Raw genomic sequence first — 26452 nt, forward strand, 5'->3', positions numbered from 1 at the left:
AAATGGCAGACGAATTAACGGTGGAACAAGTCGCCGACGCCATGTACAACATGATCAAGAGCGCCATGGGAGAAAAGAAATTGAAACCCATGGATTTGCAGAAGGCCATGATCGAACATTTCGGCGCCGACCGTTGCGACAAAAAACTATGCAAAGAGGCGATCAAGTCGCTCATCGATTCGAGCCGGTGCGTTTATACCTACTTCGGCGGATCGTTCATCGAGATCCCTCATGAAGAAGGAGCGGCGAAAGGCTAAGGCGTCGAATGTCTTGGTTCTTGCCGCTGCGGATTGCAGATGATGGAAAAGCCTCAGGATGGCGCGATGGTTTCTCTTGGCCCTCGCGTCATCCTCTGCGGTTTGCGCGGCGGGTCGGGAAAGACGGTCGTAACGATCGGAATGATTGGCGCGCTGCGGCAACGGGGACTCAGACCTGTCCCTTTTAAAAAAGGACCGGATTATATCGACCCGCAATGGCTCGCTCTGGCGGCGGGCCGTCCATGCCGCAATCTTGACGCTTATCTCATGAGCCGCGAACAAATTCTGGGTTCGATGGCGGAATATGGCCGAGAGGGCGATATCGCAGTCGTCGAAGGCAACCGCGGCCTGTTCGACGGCATGGACGAGAACGGAACGTATAGCGCCGCCGAATTGGCGATGCAATCCGGAACGCCGACAATCCTCGCTGTGGATTGTTCGAAAACCACGCGCACGGCGGCGGCGATGGTTCTAGGCTGCAAACTCATGGAGCCAAGCTTGCCGTTGCGCGGCGCGATTCTGAATCAAATCGCCTCCTCGCGGCAGGAAGCTGTGATCCGGGCGGCGGTGGAAAAAGAAACGGGGCTTCCCGTACTAGGCGCGTTTCCCAGACTGCGCGATTTCGCCTTCGACGAACGCCATTTGGGATTGCACCCGCCCGCCGAGCATTCGACGCCGCAGGAAACAGTGGATCGATTGGCGGAATGCGCAGCGCAGAACATCGATATAGAAGCGATTTTAAAAATCGCCGCCTACGCGCCGCCGTTGGAGGCGGCTGTACGAAAAAGAGAATTATTCGTTTCAACGCAGAATGAAGAAATTCGCATTGGGATCGTAAGAGACGAAGCGTTTCATTTCTACTATCCCGAAAACCTGGAAGCGTTGGAAGAACGGGGTGCGCAACTCGTCGAAATTCACTCCATGCGAGATGCGGCGCTGCCGCCCATCGAGGCGTTGTATATCGGCGGCGGCTTTCCCGAAACGCACGGAGCGCAACTAGCGGATAACGCCGCCCTGCGCTCCGATTTACGGCGGAAGATCGATGGCGGGCTTCCCGTCCTGGCCGAATGCGGCGGATTGATTTACTTGAGCGAAACCCTGATCGCCGAGGGGAGCGCTTATCCCATGACGGGCGTTTTTCCCGTAACTTTCACTGTATCCAAACGTCCGCAAGGGCATGGTTACACTGCGGCGCGAGTAGAAAGGGAGAATCCTTTCTTCCCTGTGGGAACGGAATTGCGCGGACATGAGTTTCGTTACTGCGCCGTTAAAGCAAACCGATACGGCATGACGAACGCCGCCTTTCGCCTGACGCGAGGATTCGGCTTCGACGGCGAGCGGGATGGATTGGTTTATAAAAACTGCCTCGCGTCCTTTTGTCACCATCACGCCCTTGGAACTCGGGAATGGGCGGAAGGATTGATGCGAAGCGCAAGAGCGTTCAAACGAAAAAGTGCGCAATAGAAAAGTGAGAATCGGCCAATCCTTTTACTAAGGAATGGCGTCAAAAACTCATCGCCCGCCTTCGAAGCGGCGAGCCGATGATAGAAACGGGATGGAGAAAAAATGGCAACAGTAGAACTCGCTGGCATACAATTCGAACTTGACGAAGACGGCTTCATTCAAGAATCGGATAAATGGAACGAAGAAGTGGCGAAAGCTCTCGCTCCGATGGAAAGCATTAACGATTTGACGGAAGATCACTGGAAAATCATTCGCTTCATCCGCGAATACTATCTGGAATTCGGCGTAGCGCCGATGATCCGCAAACTCTGCAAATCCACCAACTGTGATTTGAAGAAAATCTACGAACTCTTCCCCTCTGGGCCTGCGAAAGGGGCATGCAAATTAGCCGGTTTGCCCAAACCGACCGGTTGCGTTTAATTCTTTCTATGGGATGCGCCGGGCGATAAGGCAAATGCTTTTAGGATGCGTCATATCGCCCGGCTCTGACAATCCGATAAAAAAAGAGCAGCGAATTATCTTGCGGGCTAACCTAGAAATCAGCGCGAATGCGTTTGTCCTGCGGGATTGCCCTGTCTGAGCGTTAAGAGCCTAAGAATGAAACTGCTTTTGCTTCTCGCATCCAAGAAAAAGCGAATTTTGGAAAAATGGTTCGAACGGATCGTGAACTGTTACCCTTCCGACGCCAACCATTTTCTTACGAAGGAAAGAGACCGTTTCAACAATCCCATCGGCTTTACTCTTCGCGAAGGAATCGGAAAAATTTTGGATGCGCTGCTTCAAGAAAGCGAGCCGGATGCGCCGGAGGAATCTCTCGGCGATATCGTCCGTCTTATGGCGGTTCAGGATTTCACTCCCTCCCAAGCCGTGGAATTTCTCTTTCTTTTAAAGGAGATTCTTTGGGAAGAAGACGAGGAAAAAGACCGTCGCGATGAATGGCGCGAGTTGGAATCTCGAATCGATCGTATGGCTCTTCTCGCTTTCGACGGTTATATGAAATGCCGTGAAGCCATATATGAAATCAAAGCGAACCAGGTGAAAAATAGGACGTTGAAACTTCTGGAACGATCCCATTTGGTTTCCGTATGGGCGGAAGAAAATGAGGACTGCGGTTCCTGTTCGGCGCCCGATGCGCATCGTTGCAATGGAGGACATAATCCATGAGTTCCATGCCGGCCTTCTTCACGTCCAAGCGAAACAACGCGATTCTCGCCATTGCGGCCGTCGTTTTTATCCTTTTGGGAATCTTCACTCCTTTTTTCCGCATCGTTTTCGGAGTGATCGTTCCCTATATGGCGATACTGATTTTTCTTGTAGGCGTTGCCGCCCGCGTTTGGCAATGGGCCAAATCGCCGGAGCCTTTCCGCATCCCCACATCCTGCGGCCAGCAATTATCGTTGAAATGGATGCCATCCAGCAAATTGGATAATCCCAGCACTACCCTGGGCGTTATTGGCCGCATGGCGTTGGAAGTCCTCTGCTTCCGCTCCCTCTTCCGCAATACGAAAGCGGAATTGAAAAGCGGCCCGCGGCTGGTTTATGGAACGAGCAAATATTTATGGCTGGGCGCATTGGCGTTTCACTGGTGCTTCCTGCTTATTATCCTTCGCCATTTGCGTTATTTCGCCAATCCGGTTCCTTCGTTCGTTCTCTTCCTGGAATCGTTGGATGGATTTTTTCAAATCGGCGTCCCCATCCTCTATATCAGCAATTTAATCATCCTGGGAGCGCTGGCTTTTCTTTTATTCAGAAGGCTGCTGGAACCTAAACTGCGTTATATCTCGCTTCCCGCCGATTATTTTCCATTGCTGTTGATCTTGGGCATCGTTTTGACGGGAATGTTGATGCGCTATACGGCGTGGAAGCCGGACATCGTCGGCGTCAAGGAATTGGCGATGGGATTGGTTTCATTCCGTCCAGCGATTCCAGCAGGCATCGGTTGTCTCTTTTATATTCATCTATTTTTGGTGTGTACGCTAATCGCCTATTTTCCCTTCAGCAAGTTGATGCACATGGCGGGGATTTTCCTCAGCCCCACGAGAAATATGGCTAACAACAACCGAATGCAGCGCCATATCAATCCGTGGAATTATCCCGTAAAGGTTCATACCTACGAAGAATGGGAACACGAATTCCGCGATAAGATGAAAGCGGCGGGATATAAATTTGATAAGGAATAAAGAGGGTAAAGCAGGCGTCCCGCCTGCATTCAAAAAAACAGGCGAGACGCCTGTTTTACCCGTAAATTCGGAATATAGAGGCTAAAGAAGGGCGCACCGCGCTCATGTATCTTAAGACATAGGATTTTTATCATAACGCCAAAAAAACGGAATCATCGAGAAACGGTGCAAAATGGCGGAACATTTCAACAAAAAACCCGAAGAAGTCGTCCGAATCGATTACCATCCGCCGCAGAAAGCGTGGATGGATCCGACGATCGATTTCGAGAAGAAGAGAGGCAATTGGTGTTACGGCGCAGCGGCGAAGAACACAAAATACCTCGATCTTCCCCATCCCAGGGACTGGCATCCAACAGATGAAGATTGGAAACTGCCGGAGAATTGGAAAGAAATCATCCTGGAGGGCATCAAGGAGCGTTTGGAAAAATACCGCTCGTTCCGGCTCTTTATGGATATCTGCGTCCGGTGCGGCGCCTGCGCCGACAAATGCCATTATTTTATCGGCTCCGGCGATCCTAAGAATATGCCCGTTCTGCGCGCCGAACTCTTGCGCTCCATCTACCGCAACGATTTTACCACGGCGGGAAAAATCCTGGGGCAATACGCTGGAGGCCGCGAACTGACGGTCGATGTCATTAAGGAGTGGTTTTACTACTTCTTCCAATGCACGGAATGCCGCCGTTGCTCCGTCTTCTGCCCCTATGGCATCGATACCGCCGAGATCACCATGCACGCGCGGGAATTGCTCAGCCTTTTGGGCATCGGCATCAACTGGATCATGGAACCGGCGGCGAACTGCTTCCGCACCGGCAACCATCTCGGCGTTCCGCCCCATGCTTTCAAGGATAACGTCGAATTCGCGGCGGACGATCTTAAGGACGTTACCGGCGTCGAGGTGGAAACGCCGATCCACAAGAAAGGCGCCGAGGTTCTCGTCATCGTCCCCTCAGCCGATTATTTCGGCAATCCCCATTACTACACGTTTTTGGGTTATTTGGCGCTCTTTCACGAAATCGGGCTTGATTTCACTTTCAGCGCCTACGCCTCCGAGGGCGGCAACTTCGGCCTCTTCCATTCCCGCGAAATGATTAAGCGGCTCAACGCCAAAATTTACGCCGAAGCCAAGCGCCTGGGCGTCAAATGGATTCTCGGCTGCGAGTGCGGCCATATGTGGCGCGTGCTTCATCAATATATGGACACCATGAACGGCCCAGCCGACTTTTTGGAGGAACCTGTCTCTCCCATCACAGGAACCCGCTTCGAAAATGCGAAGTCGACCAAGATGGTCCACATTTGCGAATTCACCGCCGACTTGATCCAGAACGGCAAGATCAAACTAGATCCCCGCCGCAACGATCATTGGAAAGTTACGTTCCACGATTCCTGCAATCCGGCGCGGGCGATGGGCTTGATCGAAGAGCCTCGCTATATCCTGCGCAACGCCTGCAATTATTTTTACGAAATGCCGGAAAATACCATCAAAGAACAAACCTTCTGCTGCGGCAGCGGCTCCGGCCTGGGCACGGACGAAAATCTGGAGATGCGTCTGCGCGGCGGCTTGCCCCGCGCCAACGCCGTGAAATACGTGCGCGACAAGCACGGCGTCAACGTGTTGTCCTGCATCTGCGCCATCGACAAGGCCACTCTGCCGGACCTTCTAAAATATTGGGTTCCAGACGTGGATGTTTGCGGCGTTCACGAATTGGTGGGCAACGCCTTGATTATGAAGGGAGAAAACGAACGCGCCACGGACCTTCGCGGAACTCCCATCAAAACCAACGGCGGCCAAGGAGAATCGCAGCCATGATCTACGACAAGGAAAAAATCGTTCCGGGAATCGTCGTCTTCATTGTTCTCTTCACTTTTCCCGTTTGGTACAACCTGGCGTTCGGCAGCGGCGAGGGCGCTCCCAAACCTGAACTCCCGGCGCAAGAGAAGCAGTGCGTGGAATCGAAAGAATACATGCGGACGCAGCACATGGACCTGTTGAACCAATGGCGCGACGCCGTGGTTCGCAGCGATATGCGCCTCTATCTCTCTTCCGAAAACGGCGCGAAGTTCGAGATGAGCCTTACCAATACTTGCTTGAAATGCCATCCCAACAAGACCCGATTTTGCGACCAATGCCACGACTACATGGCGGTCAAACCGTACTGCTGGGATTGTCATATCGCCCCTACGGAGTAAATGCGATGGCTGTCGATCGAAGAAATTTTATCAAAATAACCGGGCTGGCCGCCTTGGGCGGAGCGGCGGGGAAAGAAGCGATGGACGCGCTTGCTCAGAGCGAAGCCAAATTCTCCCCTATGGATAATGCGCTCCACGGCAAGCGATGGGCGATGGCCGTTGACCTAAAGAAATGCAAAAAGGACAACGGCTGCAAAGATTGCATCCACGCTTGCCACAGCGTTCATAACGTTCCCGACTTCGGAAATCCCAAAGACGAAATCAAGTGGATTTGGAGAGAACCTTACGAAAAGGCTTTTCCCGATCAGGAGAACGAATTCGTTCCCGATGATTTGCTCCACGCCTCCGCGCCGCTTCTCTGCAACCATTGCGACAATCCGCCTTGCGTGCGCGTCTGCCCCACCCAGGCTACATGGAAGCGGCAGGACGGCATCGTCATGATGGATTGGCATCGCTGCATCGGGTGCCGCTATTGCATCGCCGCCTGCCCCTACGGCTCCCGCAGTTTCAACTGGCGCGATCCACGCGGCGCGGACGCCGAGGGAAAACCGTATATCAAAGAACAAAATCCCGCCTTCCCGACGCGGATGAAAGGCGTAGTGGAAAAATGCACTTTCTGCGACGAGCGGCTCGCCAAGGGCCTCAAGCCCGCCTGCGTAGAGGGCTGCAAGCAAGCCGCGCTGGTTTTCGGCGATTTGGACGATCCCGAATCGGAAGTGCGCAAACTGCTGCGGGAAAACTTCAGCATCCGCCGCAAGCCCGGCTTGGGCACGCAACCGGAAGTGTACTATATCGTATAGGGAACGAACGATGTTAGAAAATGCTCTTAAAGGCTCACGACGCTATTGGGGATGGATCGCCTTTCTGGCGGCCGTCATCGGAATCGGATTTCTTTGCTACCTGCGTCAGCTTCACTACGGCTTGGGCATCACCGGCATGAGCCGCGACGTAACTTGGGGATTCTATATCGCCCAGTTTACTTTCCTCGTCGGCGTGGCCGCCTCGGCGGTCATGGTCGTATTGCCGTACTATCTTCACAATTTCAAGGCGTTCGGCAAAATCACGATTCTCGGCGAATTTTTGGCGATCTCTTCCGTCACCATGTGCATCCTCTTCGTCCTCGCTGATTTGGGGCAGCCGATGCGGATGGTCAATATGATTTTATATCCCACGCCGAACTCGATCCTTTTTTGGGACTTGATTGTACTCAACGGTTATCTCTTTCTCAACGTAATCATTTCGCGCGTTATGCTGGATTCGGAGCGCAAAGGCTTAGAGCCTCCGAAATGGATCAAGCCGATCATCTACCTTTCCATTCCTTGGGCCGTCAGCATCCATACCGTAACGGCTTTCATCTACTGCGGCCTGGGCGCCCGCCCCTTCTGGCTGACGGCGATTTTGGCCCCGCGCTTTCTCGCTTCGGCGTTCTCGGGCGGTCCCGCCTTGTTGATTCTCCTCTGCCTGATTCTGCGCCGCGTTACCCGCTTCGACGCTGGTAAGGAGCCAATCCAGAAGTTGGCGCTTATCATAACCTATGCGATGGCGGCCAACCTCTTTTTCGTCTTGATGGAAATCTTCACCGCCTTTTACAGCGATATGCCCGAACATACGATTCACTTCCGCTATCTCTTTTTCGGCATCGACGGCGCCCGCAATCTCGTCCCCTGGATGTGGACATCGGAAATTCTGGGCATCGTCTCTCTCGTCCTGTTGATTGTTCCCTCCACTCGTCGAAACGAAAGCATCCTCACCGCCGCTTGCGCCGGGACTTTCATCTCTTTATGGATCGATAAAGGATTGGCGATGGTCGTGGCGGGATTCGTCCCTTCACCGGTAGGGAACGTAACCGAATATTGGCCCACAGCGCCGGAATTAATGATCTCGTTGGGCGTTTGGGCGATCGGATTCTTGATTCTGACTGTACTCTATAAAATCGCTCTTACAGTCAGGGAAGAAATCTAATCGCAAACCTATTCAATCCTGTCATGTTCCATGATTAAAATGGAATATTTTCTTTGATAGATGCAGGATGCCAGCAAATAATCCGTCTTAGCATTGGAAAACAGGGCATCCTTTTGGGGATGCCCTAAATTCTTAACGCAACGGCTTGGCCTCCAGGGAGGGATTCAACCTGAGTTTTCCATTGCGAAATAATTTTTAATAATAACTCATTCTAACAATTGGAGTTAGCGTCTTCATTAGTGTAGTGTTAATAATTAGGCTATTGACAGGCTGCAAATGCAGGTATATTATATAAAATGTAGTGTTATTTATTGGGAGACGAACATGGTCGGACACCTTTACCCCAAAACCATTCGAGGAACCACCTATTACTACTACCAGCGCACTTGGCGCGAAAAGATCAATCCCCGCGACCACGGCAAGGCGCGCGGCTCGGGAAAGAGCCGCGTGCGCACCCAATCCATCTATCTGGGAACCGCCGAATCGATTTTCCGCCAGTTGAAAAGCGGCCGATCGCCCCTGGAAATCCGTCATCGGGAATTCGGCTTTGCGGCGGCGATCTATCAGACCGCCGTCGAGATCGGACTCGTTTCTCTCCTGCGCCAACACATCCCCGGCGAACGCTTCGGCCTCCCTCGCTGGCTGTATTTCCTTCTCCCCATCATCAACCGGCTGCAGCACGCCACCAGCAAGCGGCGCATGGGCGAGTGGGCGCAAACCACCATCTTGCCCGATCTGCTCGGCTTCGATCCTCAACGTTTGACCAGCAAAACCTTTTGGTACGCGGCGGACGACGTCATCAGCGAGCGCGAGTTGCGGGAGCGGCGCAGGAAGGAACCCGACGCGGCCGACGATCTGTTCGCCGGATTGGACGATTCCACGTTCCGAACGATCGAAGAAGAACTCCTGCAAAACTTGCCTTCGCATTACGATCTGTCGCAAGAGATTTTCTTCTATGACACGACCAACTTTTTCACCTATATCGAGGAACCGGTTCGCGCGCTTTTGCCGCAGACCGGCCATAATAAGGATTGTCATCATCATTGCAAGCAGGTGGGCTTGGCTCTGTGCGTCGAGAAGGAATGGGGAATCCCTTTGTTTCACCGATTGTATCGGGGAAACGCGCATGACAGTCAAACCTTCGCGGGCGTTGTGGAGGAACTCCTCGCGCAGCTGCGGGCGGGGTTTCGTCAGATCGAGAAGTTAGTGCTGGTGTTGGACAAGGGCAACAATTCGCCGGAAAATTTCGCCGCTTTGCAGGGAAAACTGCATTGGGTGGGCAGTCTGGTTCCTTCCCATTTTCCCGATCTTCTGCAACTCCCGTTGGGAAATTATACGGGAGAGGCCGAAGCGGTTCGCTATTACCGTTGCCGACGCGCCGTGTTCGGCGTCGATTGCGTGCTGGTGCTGACCTACAATTCCCAACTGGCGAAAAAACAGGAACACTCTCTGCAGAACGGAATCGAGAAACTTAAACGGCGAATTATGGAAAAGTGGGAATCCTACAAACGCAAACCCCCGCGCGTTCCGGCCGGGATCGTTCGCTTGATGGAGGAGAGCCGCTATGGAAAATATCTCGCCGCGACCTATCGCAAAGGAAAACTCGCGATTTCGGAAACAGAGGCGGCGGCGGGCCAGCGCCAACGGTTTGGTAAAAATTTGTTGTTCTGCAGCAATCCGGAGGCCGAGAGCGCGTGGATCATTACGCAATATCGCAGCAAGGATCGGATTGAACAGGATTTCAAACTGTTGAAAAATCCCGAATTGATTCGCTGGCGTCCGGCTCGTCATTGGACGGATACCAAGATTCGCGCCTCTGGATTTTGTTGCGTCATGGCGCTGCTTTTGATCCAAGTCATGCTACAGAAGGTGGAGCGCGCGGGATTGCGCATGAGCGCCGCCGTCTTGAAGGAAGAATTAACCGATCTGCGGGAAATCGTCATGGTGTATGAGGATCAGTCCGCCGAAATGAAAATATCCCGCCGCAGTTCCGTTCAACGCAAACTGTGGAACCTTTTCGATCTCGGCTCTATAGAACAACGGTTACCCTACACCTAATCCCTCTCTATCTTCCTTCCTCTCAACGAGTTATATTCAGAATAAGACGCTTCTTGGAAAACTCAGGTTCAAGTAGAAAGAAAAATTCTTGTTTTTTGCTTGCGCCGGGTATATTTTTTGTGAAATATGGCATAAATAATATTATATAATGGTATCAGATAGATTCTTAACATGCAGCGCTGACGAAGCGAAACAACGCCGGACAGTTAAAGGAAAACAAGATGTCGATCGTAACGATTTCCTATGGCTCCAGCGGCATCCGGGGCGGCTTGGCGGAAAATGCGGCGGAGAAGTTGGGTTATAACTTCGCGGGTCGGGAAACGTTGTCTCTCGCTTCGCAGAAATACGATATCCCGGAGGAAAAACTATCTTACGCTCTCCATCACGGTCCTTCCTTCTTCGGCATGTCCACCGCTGTGCGCAAACGTTATATCGCCTGCATTTTCGCTTCGGCGGCGGAAATTCTGCTGCGGGACAATTTGGTTTACAATGGCCCGGCGGGGCATGTCATCGCCCAAGGCGTTTCCCACATTCTGAAAGTCAACCTCATCGTATCGCTCGAAGCCCGCATCTCTTTCCTCATGGATCGCGATAATATCTCAATGGAAAAAGCGGAAAAAATCGCCGCCAAGGAAGATGCGGATCAAAAAAAATGGTCCTCTCTCTTTTTCGGGATGGACGCTTCCGATCCTAACTTGTTCGATCGGATCATTGATGTCAGCCGGATCGGCGTGGATGAAACCGTCGAACAAATCGCAGAGGCCGCCCGCGAAAAAAAATATCAGCCGATGACCTATTCGATGCAGTGCATACGCAATAAAGAGTTGGCTTACCGGGCGACCGCCTGTTTGATCGATCTCGATCCCGAAATCCGAGCGCACAGCGAAGAGGGCGCTGTTTTTGTTCACGCCAAGACGATGGGGCGGGCGAAAGAGAAGAATCAAGCGCTTATCCGGGAACGCCTCGAAGCCTTTCCGGACGTAAAAAAAATCGAAATTCATATGGATGAAGATTTGATCGACCGCATGGGGGGAGTGTTGCGCTAGACATCGATTTCCATAATAGGATAAAAGAGCTGCGAAATCGCCGTTAACATTGTCGAATCGATCCAGGATCGATAACCCGCGCCATTCGACGCGGCGAAAGGAGGGTGGGATGAGTAAGCCGATGACGATTCTCCTGCTGGACGACGAACCGATCGTTGGGAAACGGTTGCAGCCCGCCTTAGCCAAGGAAGGATACGAGGTTGAGGTTTTTCAAAACTCAATAGAGGCTTTGACGCGGATCGAAGAGAAGGAATTCGATATCGTCGTGACCGATATTTACATGGATGAAGTGGATGGCATTCAAATCCTGGAAAAAGTTCATGAAAAATATCCGAAGACAAAAGTGATCGTAATTACCGGCTACGCCATGATGGAGATGGCGAGGGAAGCGATGGAAAAGGGCGCCTTCGACTTCATCGCCAAGCCTTTCAAGCCGGACGATCTTCGCGACGCGATTCTTAAAGCGGTTAGTTCTCTTCGTTCCGAGTCGGCTCTCCAATAGGCCGCTAATCATCATGACGGAATGGATTGCGGATCGCTTCCAAACGCTTGGGGAAGGGAACGCCGATGGGCCGGATTCGACCAACGGTCCCAACATGAAGGCTTTCGAATCTACCCGCAAAGCCCTCCTATCCCGTCCTAAATTCAGTATCCGCTTGCAAATCTACATCAGTTTCGTCTTTTCTTTTACCGTCATTCTCGGATTCGCCATCGCCCAATTGGCGGCGATGCAGATGATGAAGAAAAAGGTCGTCATCCTGGACGCTGCCAATAACGCTCTATATGAAATCCAACATGCCCTGAGCTTTCAAAACGATTTTTTTTTATATGGCGCCGGTTTGGACGAGGCGTTGGCGAGTCTTCGCCGCGCTCGCAGCCTATTGCAGAATGCGGTGGATTCGTCGCGGGATATTGGCGATATTCTGGGCGATCTCCTGGCGCGCGAAAAAGGGTACGAATCGATGCTGAAAAATCGAGATTCTCTCGAAAAACAGCCTTATTCGGCGGAGAAGGAGGCAGCGATCGAAAAGTTGGATGCGGAGATTCGAACCGAGGGCAAGGGGACGGCAATTTTTGGAAGGGAATTGATTCTACGGGAAAAAAAAGCGTTGCAACGAATGATTGGATTATCTCAAAACATTCACGCCTATTCTCTCTTCTCGCTGCTTCTCATCATTCTCTTCTTCACTTTTTTGCTGACCCGCCGCATTCTGGCCCGCATCAACCGCTTCGTCAAATATACGCAACGCATCGCTCTGGGCAATTATACTCTCATCATCCCCGCTCGTTCCTACCGCGACGAATTTTCCGACCTCGCCGTCGCCATCAACCGCATGATCATGGAATTGAAGCTGCGCCAGGACATCCTTGTGCAATCGCACAAGTTGAAAGCGATAGGCGCGCTCACCGCCGGCGTCGCTCATGAATTGAACAATCCCCTCAATAACATCATGCTCACCGCCCACATGTTCAAGGAAGATTATCCCAATCTTTCCGATGAGGAACGGCAGGAGATGATGGAAGACGTCATCCATGAAAGCGAACGCGCCAAGAAGATTGTTTCCAACCTGTTGGATTTCGCCCGCGAAAGCCATACGGTGATGGCGCCTTTGGATATTGGCGGCGTCATCCGCGAAACCTTGGACCTGGCCGCCAATCAAATCAACTTGAAAGGCGCGCATATCGACCTTCGCATCGAATCCCATCTTCCCGTTGTGAATGGGGATAAGCAGCAATTGATTCAAGTTTTTCTCAACGTCATTTTCAATGCGCTGGACGTAACGCCTAAAGGAGGAAGGATCGTCGTCGATGTCGGTCCCACGAAAACCGCCAAATTTCTAACTGTGAAAGTAACCGATTTCGGCCCCGGCATTCCCGACCATGTCATCCCTTCCATCTTCGATCCCTTCTTTACGACGAAATCGAAACAAGGCGGTACGGGTTTGGGTTTGTCCGTCTCCCAGGGCATCGTCGCCAAGCACGGCGGGGAAATCAGCGCTTACAGCGAACCCAATGCGGGAACGACGTTCACGGTGGCTTTACCCGCCGCTTCGCCGCATGGAGTTTGATGGTGGTTGACGAGAAGGTTGTTTTTTTATGTTTTGGAATGCAGGCGGTTTTCCTTCTCGATGAAATTATGGTATTAGATTTTATAAGTATCGAATGCTATTCGAATGCATTTTTTTCTCCCCGCCTTTTTCCGCAAGAGGGGAATAGAATGGCTTGCCGATTTCATTGAAATGGGATTCGTTTTTCGGATTTGATTTCCGGAACAGAATGCGATTCGCCTGCTACGCGCGCTTAATGAATTGGGCTTTCTCTAGTTGTATGGCGCATGCTGGCGCTTGGAACTCGAATGGGGATTTTATCTTATGTGGAAGAGTTTTTTACCTTTTTTATCCTGGTTTGAAAATTACGATCCGTCCAAATTGCGGTCGGATTTCATCGCGGGGCTTAACGTGGCGCTGGTGTTGGTTCCGCAATCGATGGCGTACGCCCAGCTGGCGGGGCTGCCGGTCTATTACGGCCTTTACGCCTCGTTTTTGCCGCCTATGATGGCGGCCATGTTCGGTTCGAGCCATCAGCTGGCGACCGGTCCCGTCGCCGTCGTGTCGCTGATGACCTCGACCGCCTTGGCGCCCTTGGCCGTGCAAGGAAGCGCCGAGTATATTTCCTACGCTATTTTACTCTCTCTGATGGTGGGGCTGGTTCAGTTCGGATTGGGCGTTTTGCGCATGGGAATCGTCGTCAATTTCCTATCCCATCCCGTTGTAACCGGCTTCACCAATGCGGCGGCGCTGATTATCGCCAGTTCCCAACTCTCCAAAATTTTCGGCGTTTACGTTGACAGCGGCGAATATCATTGCCAGACGATTTACCGCGTGGCGATCGCTGCTTGCTCCTATACCCACTTTTTAAGCATCATCATGGCCGCACTGGCCATCGCCATCATGTGGATGCTCAAACGGTTGTTTCCCCGAGTTCCCAACGTTCTGATCGCCGTCATTATTACTTCCCTCATTTCGTATATCATTGGCTTCGAACGCAACGCCGAAGTTCCTCTTTCCGCCATTTCATCCGAAGAAGCGAGGGAGACGGTCCGCCATTTCAATAAGGCGGTTTGCGAGATGGAAACGTTGTCCGAGAAACGAACCATCCTGAATCCGAAAATCCGAGAGTCGCGCCGGACGGATGGCGTTCGCTCCGTCAAAGCGGCGATGTTGCGCCACGAGGCGGATTTGTTGCAATTGAATATGTCGGAATGCGAAGAAAAATGCGCTCTTTATCGCGATCGGCTGCGGATTTTTCTTTTTGAGTCCGCCATCGGCGAAAACGGAGAGAAGAAATTCTTCTCCCTCGGCGAAGTCCCGCCTCCGTGGAAAAGCGATCGTTCTTGTTGGCGCATGAAAGTAGGCAACCGCCAATTGAAGGAAGAGTCGTTGACGTTGTTCGGAGGCGGCGAAGTCGTCGGCGCGATTCCGCCGGGGCTGCCCACGCTGCAATGGCCTCGAATCAACCTCGGCGTTATGGCGCAACTGCTTCCCATGGCGTTGATTATTTCCCTATTGGGATTCATGGAAGCCATTTCCATCGCTAAAGCCATGGCCGCCAAAACCGGCCAACGTCTGAATCCCAATCAGGAATTAATTGGGCAGGGCGTCGCAAACATCGTCGGCGCCGTGGGACAAAGCTATCCCGTTTCCGGTTCGTTTTCGCGTTCCGCCGTCAATATCCAGGCGGGAGCGACGACCGGCCTGTCCAGCGTATGCGCCAGCGTCATTGTCGTGATCGTTCTGTTATTCCTAACGCCTTGGCTTTATTATCTTCCGCAAGCGGTTCTGGCGGCCATCATCATGTTGGCGGTGATCAACCTTATCGACGTCAGCGCCATCGTGCGCGCATGGCGCACCCAAAAGCACGACGGCGCCATCGCCGTAATCACTTTCGTTTTCACGATCGCCTTCGCTCCTCATTTGGATAAGGGAATTTTCATCGGCGTGCTGCTTTCACTGGCCGTTTTCCTGTACCAGCATATGCGGCCGCGCTTAACCATCCTTTCCAAACATCCAGACGGAAGCTATCGGGATTCTCTCCGTTGGAATTTGAAGCGATGCCAGCATATCTGCGCCATCCGCTTCAATGATGCCCTCTTCTTCGCCAACGCCACCTATTTAGAAGATAAAATCCTAGATTGGGTTTCCGCCCGTCCCCATTTGAAACACGTCCTTATCGTGGGCAACGCCATCAACGAATTGGATGCGTCGGGCGAAGAGATGCTCTCCTCCATCGTCGACAAAATGCACGACGGCGGATACGAAATCTCCTTCAGCGGCTTGAACGACGCCATCCTCGACGTTATGAAGCGCACTCATCTGTTCGAAAAAATCGGCGAGGATCATTTGTTCCGCAATGTTCAGGCTGCTCTCCAATCCATTCACGCCAAAGCGCATGTGGATTCGCAGGAAAAAGTATGTCCCCTGCTGGAAGTATGCTTGCAGGAAGAAAAATGAATGATAAGCGCGATTCAAAGACGCAACTATAAAGGAGACGTCTCTTTAACTCATGATGGAAAGGGACATTATACGCAGTTAACTTGATTGGTTGTGGTTTTGCTTTTAGCCAATCATGAATAATCTTGTCCATTTTTATAGGTTTTTTTGTTATTTGGTTTGGGTTTGAGGTAAAATAAAAGAGTATGGCTTATTCTTCTTCAAAAGGGGATCGCGATGGACGTAAAAGAACAGATACTCATGGAAGCGGGTACGAACGAACTGGAGATTCTTGTTTTTAATGTTGGGGAGGAGAAATTCGGCATTAATGTGGCTAAAATCCGAGAAGTCATCCGCCTGCCCAAAATCACCTATCCTCCAAATACGCATCCCCTGATCGAAGGCGTAATGAATCTGCGCAACTTCATCATCCCTGTTATCAATTTGCGCCGCGCATTGGGTTATCCTTCGCGAAAGACGCAAGAGAGCGATCGGGTTATCGTTTCCGAATTTCACAAGCAATGGTTCGGCTTTATCGTCGATTCCGTGCAAACCATCTGCCGCATATCCTGGAAAGACATTGATCCGCCTCCCGTGGCGCATCAACACGCCAATAACCTAACCGGAATCGCCCACGTAGAAGAAGAGTTAGTGCTTATGCTAGATGTGGAAACGATTACGCAAGTTCTCATTCCCATGAAAAGCCAGGCCGAAGAGACTCATTCCTCCGGCGATTTGATAAAAAAGCGCGGAATGAAGCGCATTCTCACGGCGGACGATTCCGGCATGATCCGTACGGTGGTCAATGAAAAATTGCAAGAGGCGGGTTATACGAATGTGACGATTACGATCAACGGCGAGGAAGCGTGGGATGCGCTTCAACGCGATCGGGGATTCGACGTGGTCATCACCGATATCGAGATGCCCCGCATCGACGGCTTGCATCTCACCAAATTGATTAAAGCGGAAGCGGATTTCAAGAAAATCCCCGTCATCATTTTCTCTTCCATCATCAGCGAAGATAACCGCAATAAGGGAGAAGCTGTCGGCGCCGATTGCCAGATTACCAAACCCGACTTGCCCCTATTGGTGGGAACCGTAGATCGATTGCTCGGTCTCGCTTCCGCATAAAGGATTGTTCTATGGCCAACCAGGGCGTTGGAGTTGCCGCCATTCAGCCCTGGTTGGCGAAAATTCCCGCTGCCCTGCTCACCAATTTTCCGCCAGCAGTTCGAAATGGGCTTGCGGATGGGCGCAGGCGGGGCAGGCTTTTGGGGCTTCTTCTCCTTCATGAAGATAACCGCAGTTGCGGCAGCGCCAAACCGCTTTCTTTTCCTTCTTGAATACTGTCCCCGTTTCTACGTTAGCCAGCAGTCCGTTATATCGTTTTTCATGCTGCTTTTCCGCAATGGAAACGGCGTCGAAGACGTTGGCAATGGCGTCGAATCCTTCTTCCCGCGCGATTTGGGCAAAGCCGGGATACATCTCCGTCCATTCGTGATGTTCTCCCGCCGCCGCCGCTTTCAGGTTTTCCGCCGTAGAGCCGATGACGCCGGCTGGAAAGGCCGCTTGAATCTCCACTTCTCCGCCTTTCAGGAATTTAAAGAAGCGCTTCGCGTGTTCGCTCTCCTGTTTCGCCGTTTCTTCGAAAATATCGGCGATTTGTATTAAGCCTTCCTTGCGGGCGGCGCTGGCGGCGTAATCGTAGCGATTGCGCGCCTGCGATTCTCCGGCAAACGCCGTAAGTAAATTCTTCTCGGTCCGGCTTCCTTTCAGTTCCATGTCCCTTCTCCTTTTTATAGGTTAATAACGCATGTTACGCGCAATAAATTAGGATGGAGTTATTTTACTTATCGTATTGAATCGCGAAACCACATAAAGATGAAAAATTCCAAAAATTTTTCAAATCACGGATTTCGCGGATTCATTTGGATTCCACGAAAAAAAAACTCATTTCAAGGCGCGATTCGTATTTGAAAGATTCAACTAATATCGCTGTCTATACTTGAATCTAGCCTTGTTTTACAATCGTTCCATCCGGCAATCCATTCCATGACAGTGAGAGGTGAATTATGCAGAAGAATAATCCTATTACCCGGCGCCGTTTTTCCAAGCAAGCGGCGGGATGGACGGCGGCCTTCGCGGCGGCGGGTCCGGCGATCAACGTGTTGGGCGCGAACGAAAAAATCCAACTGGGCTGCATCGGACTTGGCGGCCGCGGCAGTTTTCATCTTGGCCAATTCAACGGCTTCGACGATGTCGAGATCGTCGCTCTTAGCGACGCTTATCAACTTCATATCGATAAAAACGCGGAAAAAATCGGACATCCAGTTCAGAAAACGCAGGATTTCCGCAAGGTTTTGGAAAACAAGGATGTGGACGCTGTCGTTGTCGCTTCTCCCGACCATTGGCACGCGCTGCAAGCCATTCTCGCTTGCCAGGCGAGTAAAGACGTTTACGTGGAAAAGCCCATGAGCCGCACCGTTGTGGAAGGGCGGCGCTTGATCCAAGCGGCGGATTATTATAAGCGCGTCGTCCAGGTAGGACAGCAGCAGCGCAGCATAGCCAATTTTCAGAAAGCCGTGGAGATGGTCAAATCCGGCGAGATCGGCAAGGTTACCTCGGCTCGCTGCATCAATATATGGCCGATTTTCGGCTACCTTAGCGGCGGCCCCGAAGGCATCGGCCGCAAGCCCGACGGCGAACCTCCCGAAGGATTGGATTACGATATGTGGCTGGGACCGGCGCCCAAACGTCCTTTCAATCCCAACCGATTTCTCGTCAATTTTTATTTCTTCCTCGAATATTCCGGGGGCATGTTGACCGCCTGGGGCGTGCATCTTTTCGACATCGTCATGTGGGCGATGGGACCGGAAATCCGCAGCGTCGCTTCCATCGGCGGCCATTACGCCCATCAGGACGACCGCGACACGCCCGACACCGCCGATATTCTTTTCGACGCGCCGGGATATACCTTTACCTACTGCCTGCGCCACGGCAACGGCTTTCCCGACGTGCTTGAGGAAGACGGCATCGATCACGGCATTTACTTTTACGGCGACAAGGCCACGCTTCTCGTCAATCGCCGCCATACCGTGGTCTATCCCGAAAAAGACCGCAAAAATGCCAAAGTCATCCCCACCAGCGAGGGCGATAAAGCCCATAAGCGCAATTTTCTGGATTGCATCCGCAGCCGCCAGCAAACCGTCTGCCCGCCCATCGCTGGACACGAGGCCAACCTTCCCGGCCTGCTCGCTCTCATCTCTTGGCAGACGGGGCGGCAAATCAAGTGGGACGGCAAGAACGAAACCATCCCCGGCGACGAAGAGGCCTGCAAACTGTTGACGCGGGAATATCGCAAACCGTGGGAATTGCCCAAGATTTTGTGACGAATGGCGAAGAAATATAGTGAAGGAAAAAGCAGGATGGGCCGTGTTTTTCGTACCATAGGCGTATATGGACATAAAAAAAATTGTTCAAACGGCGCTGCCCATCCTGCGTTTCCAGTAAGAAGATCGATGGCGCAGGAAATTCATAAAAGGGGGAAATTCTCATGGCTGCTCCCAAGAAATTGCAGATCGTCGTAAAAGAAATTCGCGAGTTTTGTTTGGAGAACGCCGATGAAGCGGTGGTGAAAAAATATGCCCGTTTCTTCACGGAAGGATATGACGCCTATGGCTTATCCATGGATTCTTTTATGAAGAAAAAGGACGAGCTGATCGAAAAATACTGCCCCAAATTATCGCTCGAAGACGCGATGCAATTGGGGGAGATGCTGTTGGAAAGCGGAAAATATGAGGAAGCCTCCTTCGCTTTGTATTTTCTCGATCCTTATGCGGACCAATATACGGTGGAAGTATTTCAAAGATTGGGAAGATGGCTGGAATCCGGTTTCCGCAATTGGGGGCATACGGACGTGTTTTGCGGGAAAATCCTGGCGTTGTTTTTCGAGAAGGAGATCGCGCATTTGGAGGATATGGCGGAGTGGCGCGAATCGCTTTCGAAATGGAAGCGCCGCGCCGTCCCGGTAACGATGATCGATTTGTTGAAGGGATGCAAGAGCGTGAAGCCGTTGCTGGATTTCATCGATCCGATGATGATGGATGAAGACCGTTTTGTGCAGCAGGGGATTGGTTGGTTTTTACGGGAAGCCTGGAAAATGCAGCCAGAGCCGGTGGAAAAAATCCTGCTGAAATGGAAAAACGACGCTCCCCGTAAAATCTTTCAATACGCTACCGAAAAAATGAGCAAAGAGCAGAAGGAACGGTTCCGGCGGGAACGGAAAAAATAAAGGCGGCGCGGAATCCGCCGTCCTTTCAATGATGCAAAGATCGAAACTTGGTGGAACGTAATCGTTGAAATAGAGTTAATAAATCGTTCCGCCCGGTCCCAGCCACGCAAGGACTCCTTTGCTGTTGAGACCATTGGATGCGGCGTAATAATTGACGTAGGATGCGTGCGCTAAACTCCAATCCAAGGCCGGTCCGGGACTGCGGACAGTGTATTTGTACGATTGCCCGTACACCACCATCGTATTCCCGCTGCGGCTGACGTCGTCGTACACGTATCCTCCATCCCAGATCGTTCCCAAACTCGGAAGAATTTTTTGCGGATTGTTGGTTTGAAACGGATCGATGGGTACGGATGATAAATAGGCGATGGGCGTCGTCAAGACGTGATAGCGGTACGTATGTTTTTCCCACCATTTCGTCCCGCCCCAAAAACCTTGTCCTCCTGGATAGGAATTATTGTCGATCCCGTACATTTCAATGGCGGTTCCGAGCGCCCGTAAGTCGGAATAGGCGCGGCTGAGTTTCGCTTTCACTTGGGCGTTCAGGAAATTCGGCACGGCGATAGCCGCCAATATGCCGATAATCGCGACGACGATAAGCAGCTCGATCAAAGTAAATCCCATTTTTTTGAAAGACATACGAATCATCCTTCCCTTAATCCATACGTTCGCTTGAACCAGTCTTGCTCGATGCCTTGGCGAAAAAAACGGAACTCCATAGTTTTATTCGATATATCATCCCATAGTATATTGTATTCTCAATCCCGCTGCGTATTATTTTTTCGTTCATCCAAGATTTGAGTACTTTTTCTTTCTCGAGTTGGATTGGTTCAATGTCAGAATCAAGATGTCCAGGATGAATGGATGACCAGGATGGCGCGAGGGAGTTGGTTGGATTGAATCACGAAAGCGCGAAAGGGATGAAAGACGCAATAAAAACATATGGATAAAAAAAGGATAGCGCGAGGGAAAGCATCAAAGAAGATTATCCCCTCGGAATGGAAAATCGAATTTTTAAAAAAGGGCAATACCCTCACCCTAGTCCTCTCCCAAGTGGCGAGGGAATGTGAAAGGGAAATCGTTTATTTTAAAGTGGTAAACCGGGGCGGCAAGGTTGCGGCATTTTGTCTTTTTCTTTCCTCTTTCTTTTCCGAGATGCGATAGAAAAGTTCGAGCAAAGGAAAGATAAAATTTACTTGCCGCCCTGCGGTTCGATCCTGCTTATTTCTCAATGCTCCGATGTCGCCAGGGGGCTTCATGCCCTATAGGCAAGCCGGTTCCCAGGCAATCGCTTCACCATGCCAATCCCAGTCAGGCGAAACGACTGTGAGTTCCACCCCCGCTACTCATTCACCGACGCCCACCCGAAAGGTTGAGCGAGGTTATCGACGATGCCATCCTCTTCCAATTCGCTATTTAGCGGCGAGTACGGCGGGGACTGCTCGGCGCGCGCCGTGAGAAGGTCCCTCTGTTATTATGGAGCAGGGTGCAAATTGGGAACGATAATGGGACTTTGGGGACTTTGGGGAGTTGGGATTGTGGAGGAGAGGCAGGCTGCGCTTTGCTTTTAGCCCGCCACTATGCGACCTATAGTATATAAGAGGTTCATCCAGTATTTGAGCAACTCATATTACGCGCGACGAAAAACAAGATGGAGTTGTTTTTACATCGCATTGAATCACGAAAACGCGAAAGAAAAAAGAGAACCACGAAAAAAACAAATAGCGTAAGGGATTGCTCCATAAAGGGGAGCTTTCTGTGAAATCAACAAAAATTAGTGATATCCCTGATGCGAATATTTCGTGGATATCGAGTTTCTTCGTGTTTTTGTGATTCAAAAACGCAACAATAAATAACGCCTATTCGCCGCTTTGAATAGTTCCTCCTATCTGCGGGCGAGAAGCCCGCGCTCCCAGGCACTGTAACATGAGTTAATAATATCAAGTATGCAATTTCCGGATGAACCGTTTAAATCAAGGGTAAAAACAACTTTTGCCTTTGCCGCCCAACCTTATATTTCATCATTCATCATTAAACCAACTCCCATCCTTTGCGGTATTTTTTGGAAACGTATCGGTTGGCTTCTTTGCAGTTCGTGAAGCGCATATTGGGGCCGTCCCACTCCAATACCTGTTTGGGGAATTTCAACGAGATATTGCCCATGACCACCCATTCCGTCAGCGGGCCGGCGTGATCGAAATTCGTTCCGGAGACGGAGCCGGTTTTGCAGGAGAGAATCCAGTCCAGTTTGTGCATTCGATCCGAATCCTGTCTCTCGTCCCGGCTCTTACTGGAGATGTTGGGGAGGCGGGGGATAATCATGCGGGGTTTTTCGTAGTCGCTGACGATCTCGCCATTGGCCGCCAGGATATTTTTCCCCCTCTGTCCATTCATCACGATGACGCCGCCGTCTCCTACGAACAGGGTCCCCGTTTTTTCCTCGAACAGGTTCATCGCTTCCGTAGTTCCGGCGGGCAGAGGCGGCTTCAGGAGTCCGTCGTACCAAAAAAGATCGAGAGCGCAGAATCCCTTGCGTTCCGGGAAGCGGTAATGCAGGATCGATTCGTTTGGATACGTCTGTTCGTTTCCGTCCTTTCGATGAACGCATTCGACGCTGATAGGATATTCCAGCTGCAGCGCTTTCGCGACGGGGCTTAGGTTATGGCAGGCGATATCGCCCAAGGCACCGCAGCCGAAATCCCACCATCCCCGCCATTTGAAAGGGCAATAGCCGGAATTGTAGGGGCGAACCGGCGCCGGGCCGAGCCATAAATCCCATTGCAGATAATCGGGAATTGGTTCTTTCGCCAGCGGGCCGGGGATTCCCTGCGGCCACCATCCTTGGGGGCGATCCGTCCAGGAATGAACTTCTCGCACCGGGCCGATCAGTCCCGCCCAAACCATCTCGCAGACTTCCCGATGCAAATCGGTGGCCGCGCCTTGATTACCCATTTGAGTCGCCACGCCGTACTTGCGGGCGGTTTGCCGCAGGACGCGCGCTTCGAAGACGGTGTGCGTCAACGGTTTTTGCACGTAGACGTGCTTGCCCGCTTCCATGCAGCGCATGGCAGCGATGGCGTGCATGTGATCGGGCGTGGAGATGGTCACGGCGTCGATCTCTTTGCATTCGTCCAGCATACGCCGGAAATCTTTATATTGTTTGGCCTTGGGATAACTCTTGAAAGCATTGGCGGCGTTGCGCCAATCCACGTCGCAGAGGGCGACGATGTTTTCCGTATTGCAGGTTTCGACGTCGCTGCGTCCTTTTCCGCCGACGCCGATGGAGGCGATGTTCAATTTCTCGTTCGGCGATCGATATCCGCTTTTGGCCAGGGTAGTCTTACGGACTTTCGCCGTGGCGCAACCGGCGGCCGCCATCGATGCGGCGGAGCCGGTCAGAAAAAGACGGCGCGAGATTTTCGTCTTATTCATCGTCTTCTGTCCTTCCCCTTAAATTTGTCTTCCACGGATAGAAATATTTCAATGAATTTCCCAGCCGCTGGCTTTCAAGGTAACAGAATGATATGTTAAAAGCAAGCATATCCTCTTAGGGAAAGGATCGTGAATGATGAAGCCGTTGTTTTTATTCGTACTTTTTGGCGGCCTATTATTGGCTCTCGCCGAAAAATGCTGGAGCCAAAAAAATTCTCTGGGATTGTTCGAAGCCAGTAACGATATCGGCCAGGCAAGGCATCCCGGCGCCGCGCAATTCGATCCGGCGAAGGATGAATATACGATTGCGGGCGGCGGCGAGAATATGTGGTTCGATAAAGACGCTTTTCATTTTGCGTGGAAAAAAATATCAGGCGATTTTACGTTGAGTGCGGATATTCGCTTTCTTGGGCAAGGGGGAAACGCCCATCGCAAAGCCTGCCTGTTGATTCGCCAGACGCTCGATGCGGATTCCGCCTATGTCGACGCCGCCTTGCACGGCGACGGATTGACGTCGCTGCAATATCGCGAGGAATCGGGCGCGTTGACTCGCGAAATCCAATCCAACTGTACCGCTCCGCGAACGCTCGCCATTACGCGGAGAGGAGATGCCGTATTTATGTCCGTTGCTCGAGAAGGGGAAGAGACGGCGCCCGCCGGAGGTTCGTTCAAGATTCGCTTCGCCGATCCGGTTTATGTCGGTCTCGGCGTCTGCGCTCATGACGATAATCGCTTGGAAAGGGCGGTATTTTCAAACGTATCCCTCATTCAAAATAACCCTGGAACCGATCCACCGGTTTTGGAAAGTACGTTGGAAACCATTTCCATTGCGTCGAAAGACCGCCGCGTGGTCTATCGCTCATACGATTGGTTCGAAGCCCCCAATTGGACGCCGGACGGCCAATATTTGGTTTTCAATCGCCAGGGCAAAATTTTTAAAATTCCGGCCCAGGGGGGAGAACCGGCGGAAATCGATACCGGTTTTGCCAACCGCTGCAATAACGATCATGGCGTCTCGCCCGACGGGAAGCAACTGGTTATCAGCGATCAGTCCCAAGAGAAAAAATCGTTGATTTATATTCTTCCCTTTGAAGGCGGCGTTCCTCGAAGAATTACTTCTTTAGGGCCGTCCTATTGGCATGGCTGGTCGCCGGATGGCGAAACGTTGACTTATTGCGCCGAGCGTAACGGCGAATACGACATCTACTCCATTTCCGTCCAGGGCGGGGAAGAAAAGCGCCTGACCCATGCGCCGGGATTGGACGATGGCCCAGATTTTTCGCCGGACGGTCAATATATCTACTTCAACTCGGAGCGGTCGGGATGCATGCAAATCTGGCGCATGAAAAAAAACGGAAGCGATCCGGAGCCAATTACGTTCGACGAGAATAATAATTGGTTTCCCCATCCCTCTCCCGACGGCAAGTGGATTGTTTTTCTTACTTATAACAAAGAGGTCAAGGGGCATCCCGCCAACCAGGACGTCATGCTGCGGCTAATGCCCATCGGCGGAAAGGAAATCCAAGTTCTGGCGAAACTGTTCGGCGGCCAGGGAACGATTAACGTCCCCTCCTGGTCGCCCGATAGCCGCCATGTCGCGTTTGTAAGTTATCGTTTGGAGTACAAGTAAAGAAAGAATATAGATCCGTTCGGTTTGGATAGTACGCTAAAGGAAAGGAGCGGTTAGCCCATGAAAATGTATATTCTTGTTAACAGTATTTGTATGGTAGTTTTTTTTTCGAGCATGGCTTTTAGTTCGGAGAACCCGCTTGTCATCACTTCCGTGTTAAACCACGGAGCGGTCGCCGATGGAAAAACCGATTGCTCCCAGGCCTTCCAAAAAGCCCTCGATTTCGCCGCCGGGAAAGGCGGAGGCATCGTCGCCATCCCCTCCGGCCAGTATTTGTTCAAAGGCAGTCTTCTTTTCCCTCCAGGAGTTACATTAAAGGGCGTTTGGGAATCGTTGCACCACGCCGACATTGGCAGGGGCAGTCAATTATTCGTCGTGGGCGGCAAAGGCGATGAAAATGGAACGCCCTTCATCACGCTGCAACAAAGCAGCTGCCTGAAGGGCGTAACGATTTTCTATCCCGAACAAGACATAAACGACATTCGGCCATATCCCTGGACGATTCGCGGACGCGGCATGTGCTGCGGCGTTATCGATGTAACTCTGGTCAATCCCTATCGCGGCATCGATTTCGGAACGGAAAGCAACGAGTTGCATCTCATCCAAAACGTCTTCGGCTGTCCTTTGCGGGAAGGAATCTATATTAACCGAACGACAGATATCGGGCGCGTGGAGAATGTCCATTTCAATCCCCATTCCTGGGCGCGCGCCGATTATCCGAACAAGCCGATCGAGGGCAAATGGGATGCGTTCATCCAATATCTTAACGAGAATCTGATTGGATTTCGCATCGGTCAAACCGATTGGGAATATATGGTGAATTGCTTCGTTATATTCCCGAAAATTGGATTTCATTTTATCCATACGGACCATGGCGATCCCAATGTGGTATTAACCCAATGCGGATCGGATATCGGTTCTACGGCGGTTCAAGTGGACGCTTCGCAGCGTCATGCGGGATTGGCGTTTAGCAATTGCCAAATGATGTCGCGCGTCATCATCAATCAAAGCAATCGCGGCCCCGTCAAATTTTCGAACTGCGGCTTTTGGGGTATATCGACGACGGATCATCATGCGGAGTTGGACGGCGATGGAACAGCCATTTTTACGTCCTGCCATTTTTACGGCTGGGGAAGAAAGAACAAAGAAGCCCCAGCGATTCTGGCGCATGGCGGCAAGTTGATTTTGAACGGATGCGAATTCATCGACGAAGACAAAAACCACGTAAAACTGGAAGAAGGAATCAAATCCGCCGCCATTTTCGGCAATCATTTCACGGGCGGCGCCAAGATAGAAAATCGATCGAAAGGCAAAGTAGAAATCGGATTGAATATCGATTGATATTGGGATATTTGCAAAGTGGGCGCAAGGCGAAGCGCAATCCATTCCTCAACTTATTTCTCAAAATAGGAATGTAGATTTGGCCGCGTCGTTTGACCCACCGATGGTTTCTAA

22 protein-coding genes are annotated in these 26452 nt (G+C 51.6%); 19 read left to right on the forward strand and 3 right to left on the reverse strand.

Going from position 1 to position 26452, the window contains the following annotated elements; all coding sequences use genetic code 11:
• Positions 1–2: 2 nt before the first annotated feature.
• From AB1656_06720 to AB1656_06790, 15 genes are all read left to right on the forward strand, one after another.
• Complete coding sequence (locus AB1656_06720) at positions 3–257, forward strand: hypothetical protein (GenBank protein ID MEW6235062.1); 255 nt, start codon at positions 3–5, stop codon at positions 255–257.
• Between the two features lie 39 nt (positions 258–296).
• Entirely contained in the window at positions 297–1721 is a 1425-nt protein-coding gene (locus AB1656_06725; protein ID MEW6235063.1) for a cobyrinate a,c-diamide synthase, read from the forward strand.
• Positions 1722–1823: 102 nt separating this feature from the next.
• The gene (locus AB1656_06730; protein ID MEW6235064.1) at positions 1824–2141 is read left to right on the forward strand and encodes a TusE/DsrC/DsvC family sulfur relay protein; all 318 of its coding nucleotides are present in this window, start codon (positions 1824–1826) and stop codon (positions 2139–2141) included.
• Between the two features lie 177 nt (positions 2142–2318).
• Positions 2319–2885, forward strand: coding sequence for an RsbRD N-terminal domain-containing protein (locus tag AB1656_06735; GenBank protein MEW6235065.1), 567 nt, complete (start codon positions 2319–2321; stop codon positions 2883–2885).
• On the forward strand, positions 2882–3901 hold the full coding sequence (gene dsrM / locus AB1656_06740) for a sulfate reduction electron transfer complex DsrMKJOP subunit DsrM (protein ID MEW6235066.1): 1020 nt from the start codon (positions 2882–2884) through the stop codon (positions 3899–3901). The genes AB1656_06735 and dsrM overlap by 4 nt, the downstream gene beginning before the upstream one ends.
• A gap of 172 nt (positions 3902–4073) precedes the next feature.
• Positions 4074–5708, forward strand: a complete 1635-nt coding sequence (gene dsrK, locus AB1656_06745) for a sulfate reduction electron transfer complex DsrMKJOP subunit DsrK (protein MEW6235067.1) — start codon at positions 4074–4076, stop codon at positions 5706–5708.
• Complete coding sequence (dsrJ, locus tag AB1656_06750) at positions 5705–6088, forward strand: sulfate reduction electron transfer complex DsrMKJOP subunit DsrJ (GenBank protein MEW6235068.1); 384 nt, start codon at positions 5705–5707, stop codon at positions 6086–6088. Before dsrK ends, dsrJ begins: the two co-directional genes overlap by 4 nt.
• A gap of 5 nt (positions 6089–6093) precedes the next feature.
• The gene (dsrO, locus tag AB1656_06755) at positions 6094–6888 is read left to right on the forward strand and encodes a sulfate reduction electron transfer complex DsrMKJOP subunit DsrO (protein ID MEW6235069.1); all 795 of its coding nucleotides are present in this window, start codon (positions 6094–6096) and stop codon (positions 6886–6888) included.
• Between the two features lie 10 nt (positions 6889–6898).
• On the forward strand, positions 6899–8050 hold the full coding sequence (gene dsrP, locus AB1656_06760) for a sulfate reduction electron transfer complex DsrMKJOP subunit DsrP (protein MEW6235070.1): 1152 nt from the start codon (positions 6899–6901) through the stop codon (positions 8048–8050).
• Positions 8051–8374: 324 nt separating this feature from the next.
• Positions 8375–10108 (forward strand): IS1634 family transposase, encoded by a 1734-nt coding sequence (locus tag AB1656_06765; GenBank protein MEW6235071.1) that lies wholly within the window; start codon positions 8375–8377, stop codon positions 10106–10108.
• Between the two features lie 221 nt (positions 10109–10329).
• Complete coding sequence (locus AB1656_06770) at positions 10330–11154, forward strand: cytidylate kinase family protein (GenBank protein ID MEW6235072.1); 825 nt, start codon at positions 10330–10332, stop codon at positions 11152–11154.
• Positions 11155–11263: 109 nt separating this feature from the next.
• Entirely contained in the window at positions 11264–11656 is a 393-nt protein-coding gene (locus AB1656_06775; protein MEW6235073.1) for a response regulator, read from the forward strand.
• A 13-nt stretch (positions 11657–11669) separates the two neighbouring features.
• Entirely contained in the window at positions 11670–13223 is a 1554-nt protein-coding gene (locus AB1656_06780) for an ATP-binding protein (GenBank protein ID MEW6235074.1), read from the forward strand.
• A 303-nt stretch (positions 13224–13526) separates the two neighbouring features.
• Complete coding sequence (locus AB1656_06785) at positions 13527–15665, forward strand: SulP family inorganic anion transporter (protein MEW6235075.1); 2139 nt, start codon at positions 13527–13529, stop codon at positions 15663–15665.
• A 216-nt stretch (positions 15666–15881) separates the two neighbouring features.
• Positions 15882–16775: a chemotaxis protein gene (locus AB1656_06790; protein ID MEW6235076.1), complete on the forward strand. Its 894-nt coding sequence runs from the start codon at positions 15882–15884 to the stop codon at positions 16773–16775.
• Between the two features lie 78 nt (positions 16776–16853).
• On the opposite strand, the gene rbr is transcribed toward AB1656_06790, so the two are convergent.
• Complete coding sequence (rbr, locus tag AB1656_06795; GenBank protein ID MEW6235077.1) at positions 16854–17426, reverse strand: rubrerythrin; 573 nt, start codon at positions 17424–17426, stop codon at positions 16854–16856.
• Between the two features lie 290 nt (positions 17427–17716).
• Here rbr and AB1656_06800 point away from each other — a divergent pair, with 290 nt between their 5' ends.
• Complete coding sequence (locus AB1656_06800) at positions 17717–19033, forward strand: Gfo/Idh/MocA family oxidoreductase (GenBank protein MEW6235078.1); 1317 nt, start codon at positions 17717–17719, stop codon at positions 19031–19033.
• A gap of 164 nt (positions 19034–19197) precedes the next feature.
• Complete coding sequence (locus AB1656_06805) at positions 19198–19935, forward strand: DNA alkylation repair protein (GenBank protein MEW6235079.1); 738 nt, start codon at positions 19198–19200, stop codon at positions 19933–19935.
• 75 nt (positions 19936–20010) lie between these two features.
• Here the strand turns inward: AB1656_06805 and AB1656_06810 are convergent, their stop codons facing one another.
• Together AB1656_06810 and AB1656_06815 are read right to left on the reverse strand one after the other, a co-directional pair.
• Positions 20011–20574 (reverse strand): prepilin-type N-terminal cleavage/methylation domain-containing protein, encoded by a 564-nt coding sequence (locus AB1656_06810; protein MEW6235080.1) that lies wholly within the window; start codon positions 20572–20574, stop codon positions 20011–20013.
• Between the two features lie 1392 nt (positions 20575–21966).
• The gene (locus tag AB1656_06815; protein ID MEW6235081.1) at positions 21967–23367 is read right to left on the reverse strand and encodes a Gfo/Idh/MocA family oxidoreductase; all 1401 of its coding nucleotides are present in this window, start codon (positions 23365–23367) and stop codon (positions 21967–21969) included.
• 133 nt (positions 23368–23500) lie between these two features.
• Here AB1656_06815 and AB1656_06820 point away from each other — a divergent pair, with 133 nt between their 5' ends.
• Positions 23501–24997 (forward strand): hypothetical protein, encoded by a 1497-nt coding sequence (locus AB1656_06820; GenBank protein ID MEW6235082.1) that lies wholly within the window; start codon positions 23501–23503, stop codon positions 24995–24997.
• Positions 24998–25057: 60 nt separating this feature from the next.
• Positions 25058–26338: a glycosyl hydrolase family 28-related protein gene (locus AB1656_06825; protein MEW6235083.1), complete on the forward strand. Its 1281-nt coding sequence runs from the start codon at positions 25058–25060 to the stop codon at positions 26336–26338.
• Positions 26339–26452 lie beyond the last annotated feature (114 nt).

The organism is Candidatus Omnitrophota bacterium (genome assembly GCA_040755155.1).
Lineage (GTDB): Bacteria > Hinthialibacterota > Hinthialibacteria > Hinthialibacterales > Hinthialibacteraceae > JBFMBP01.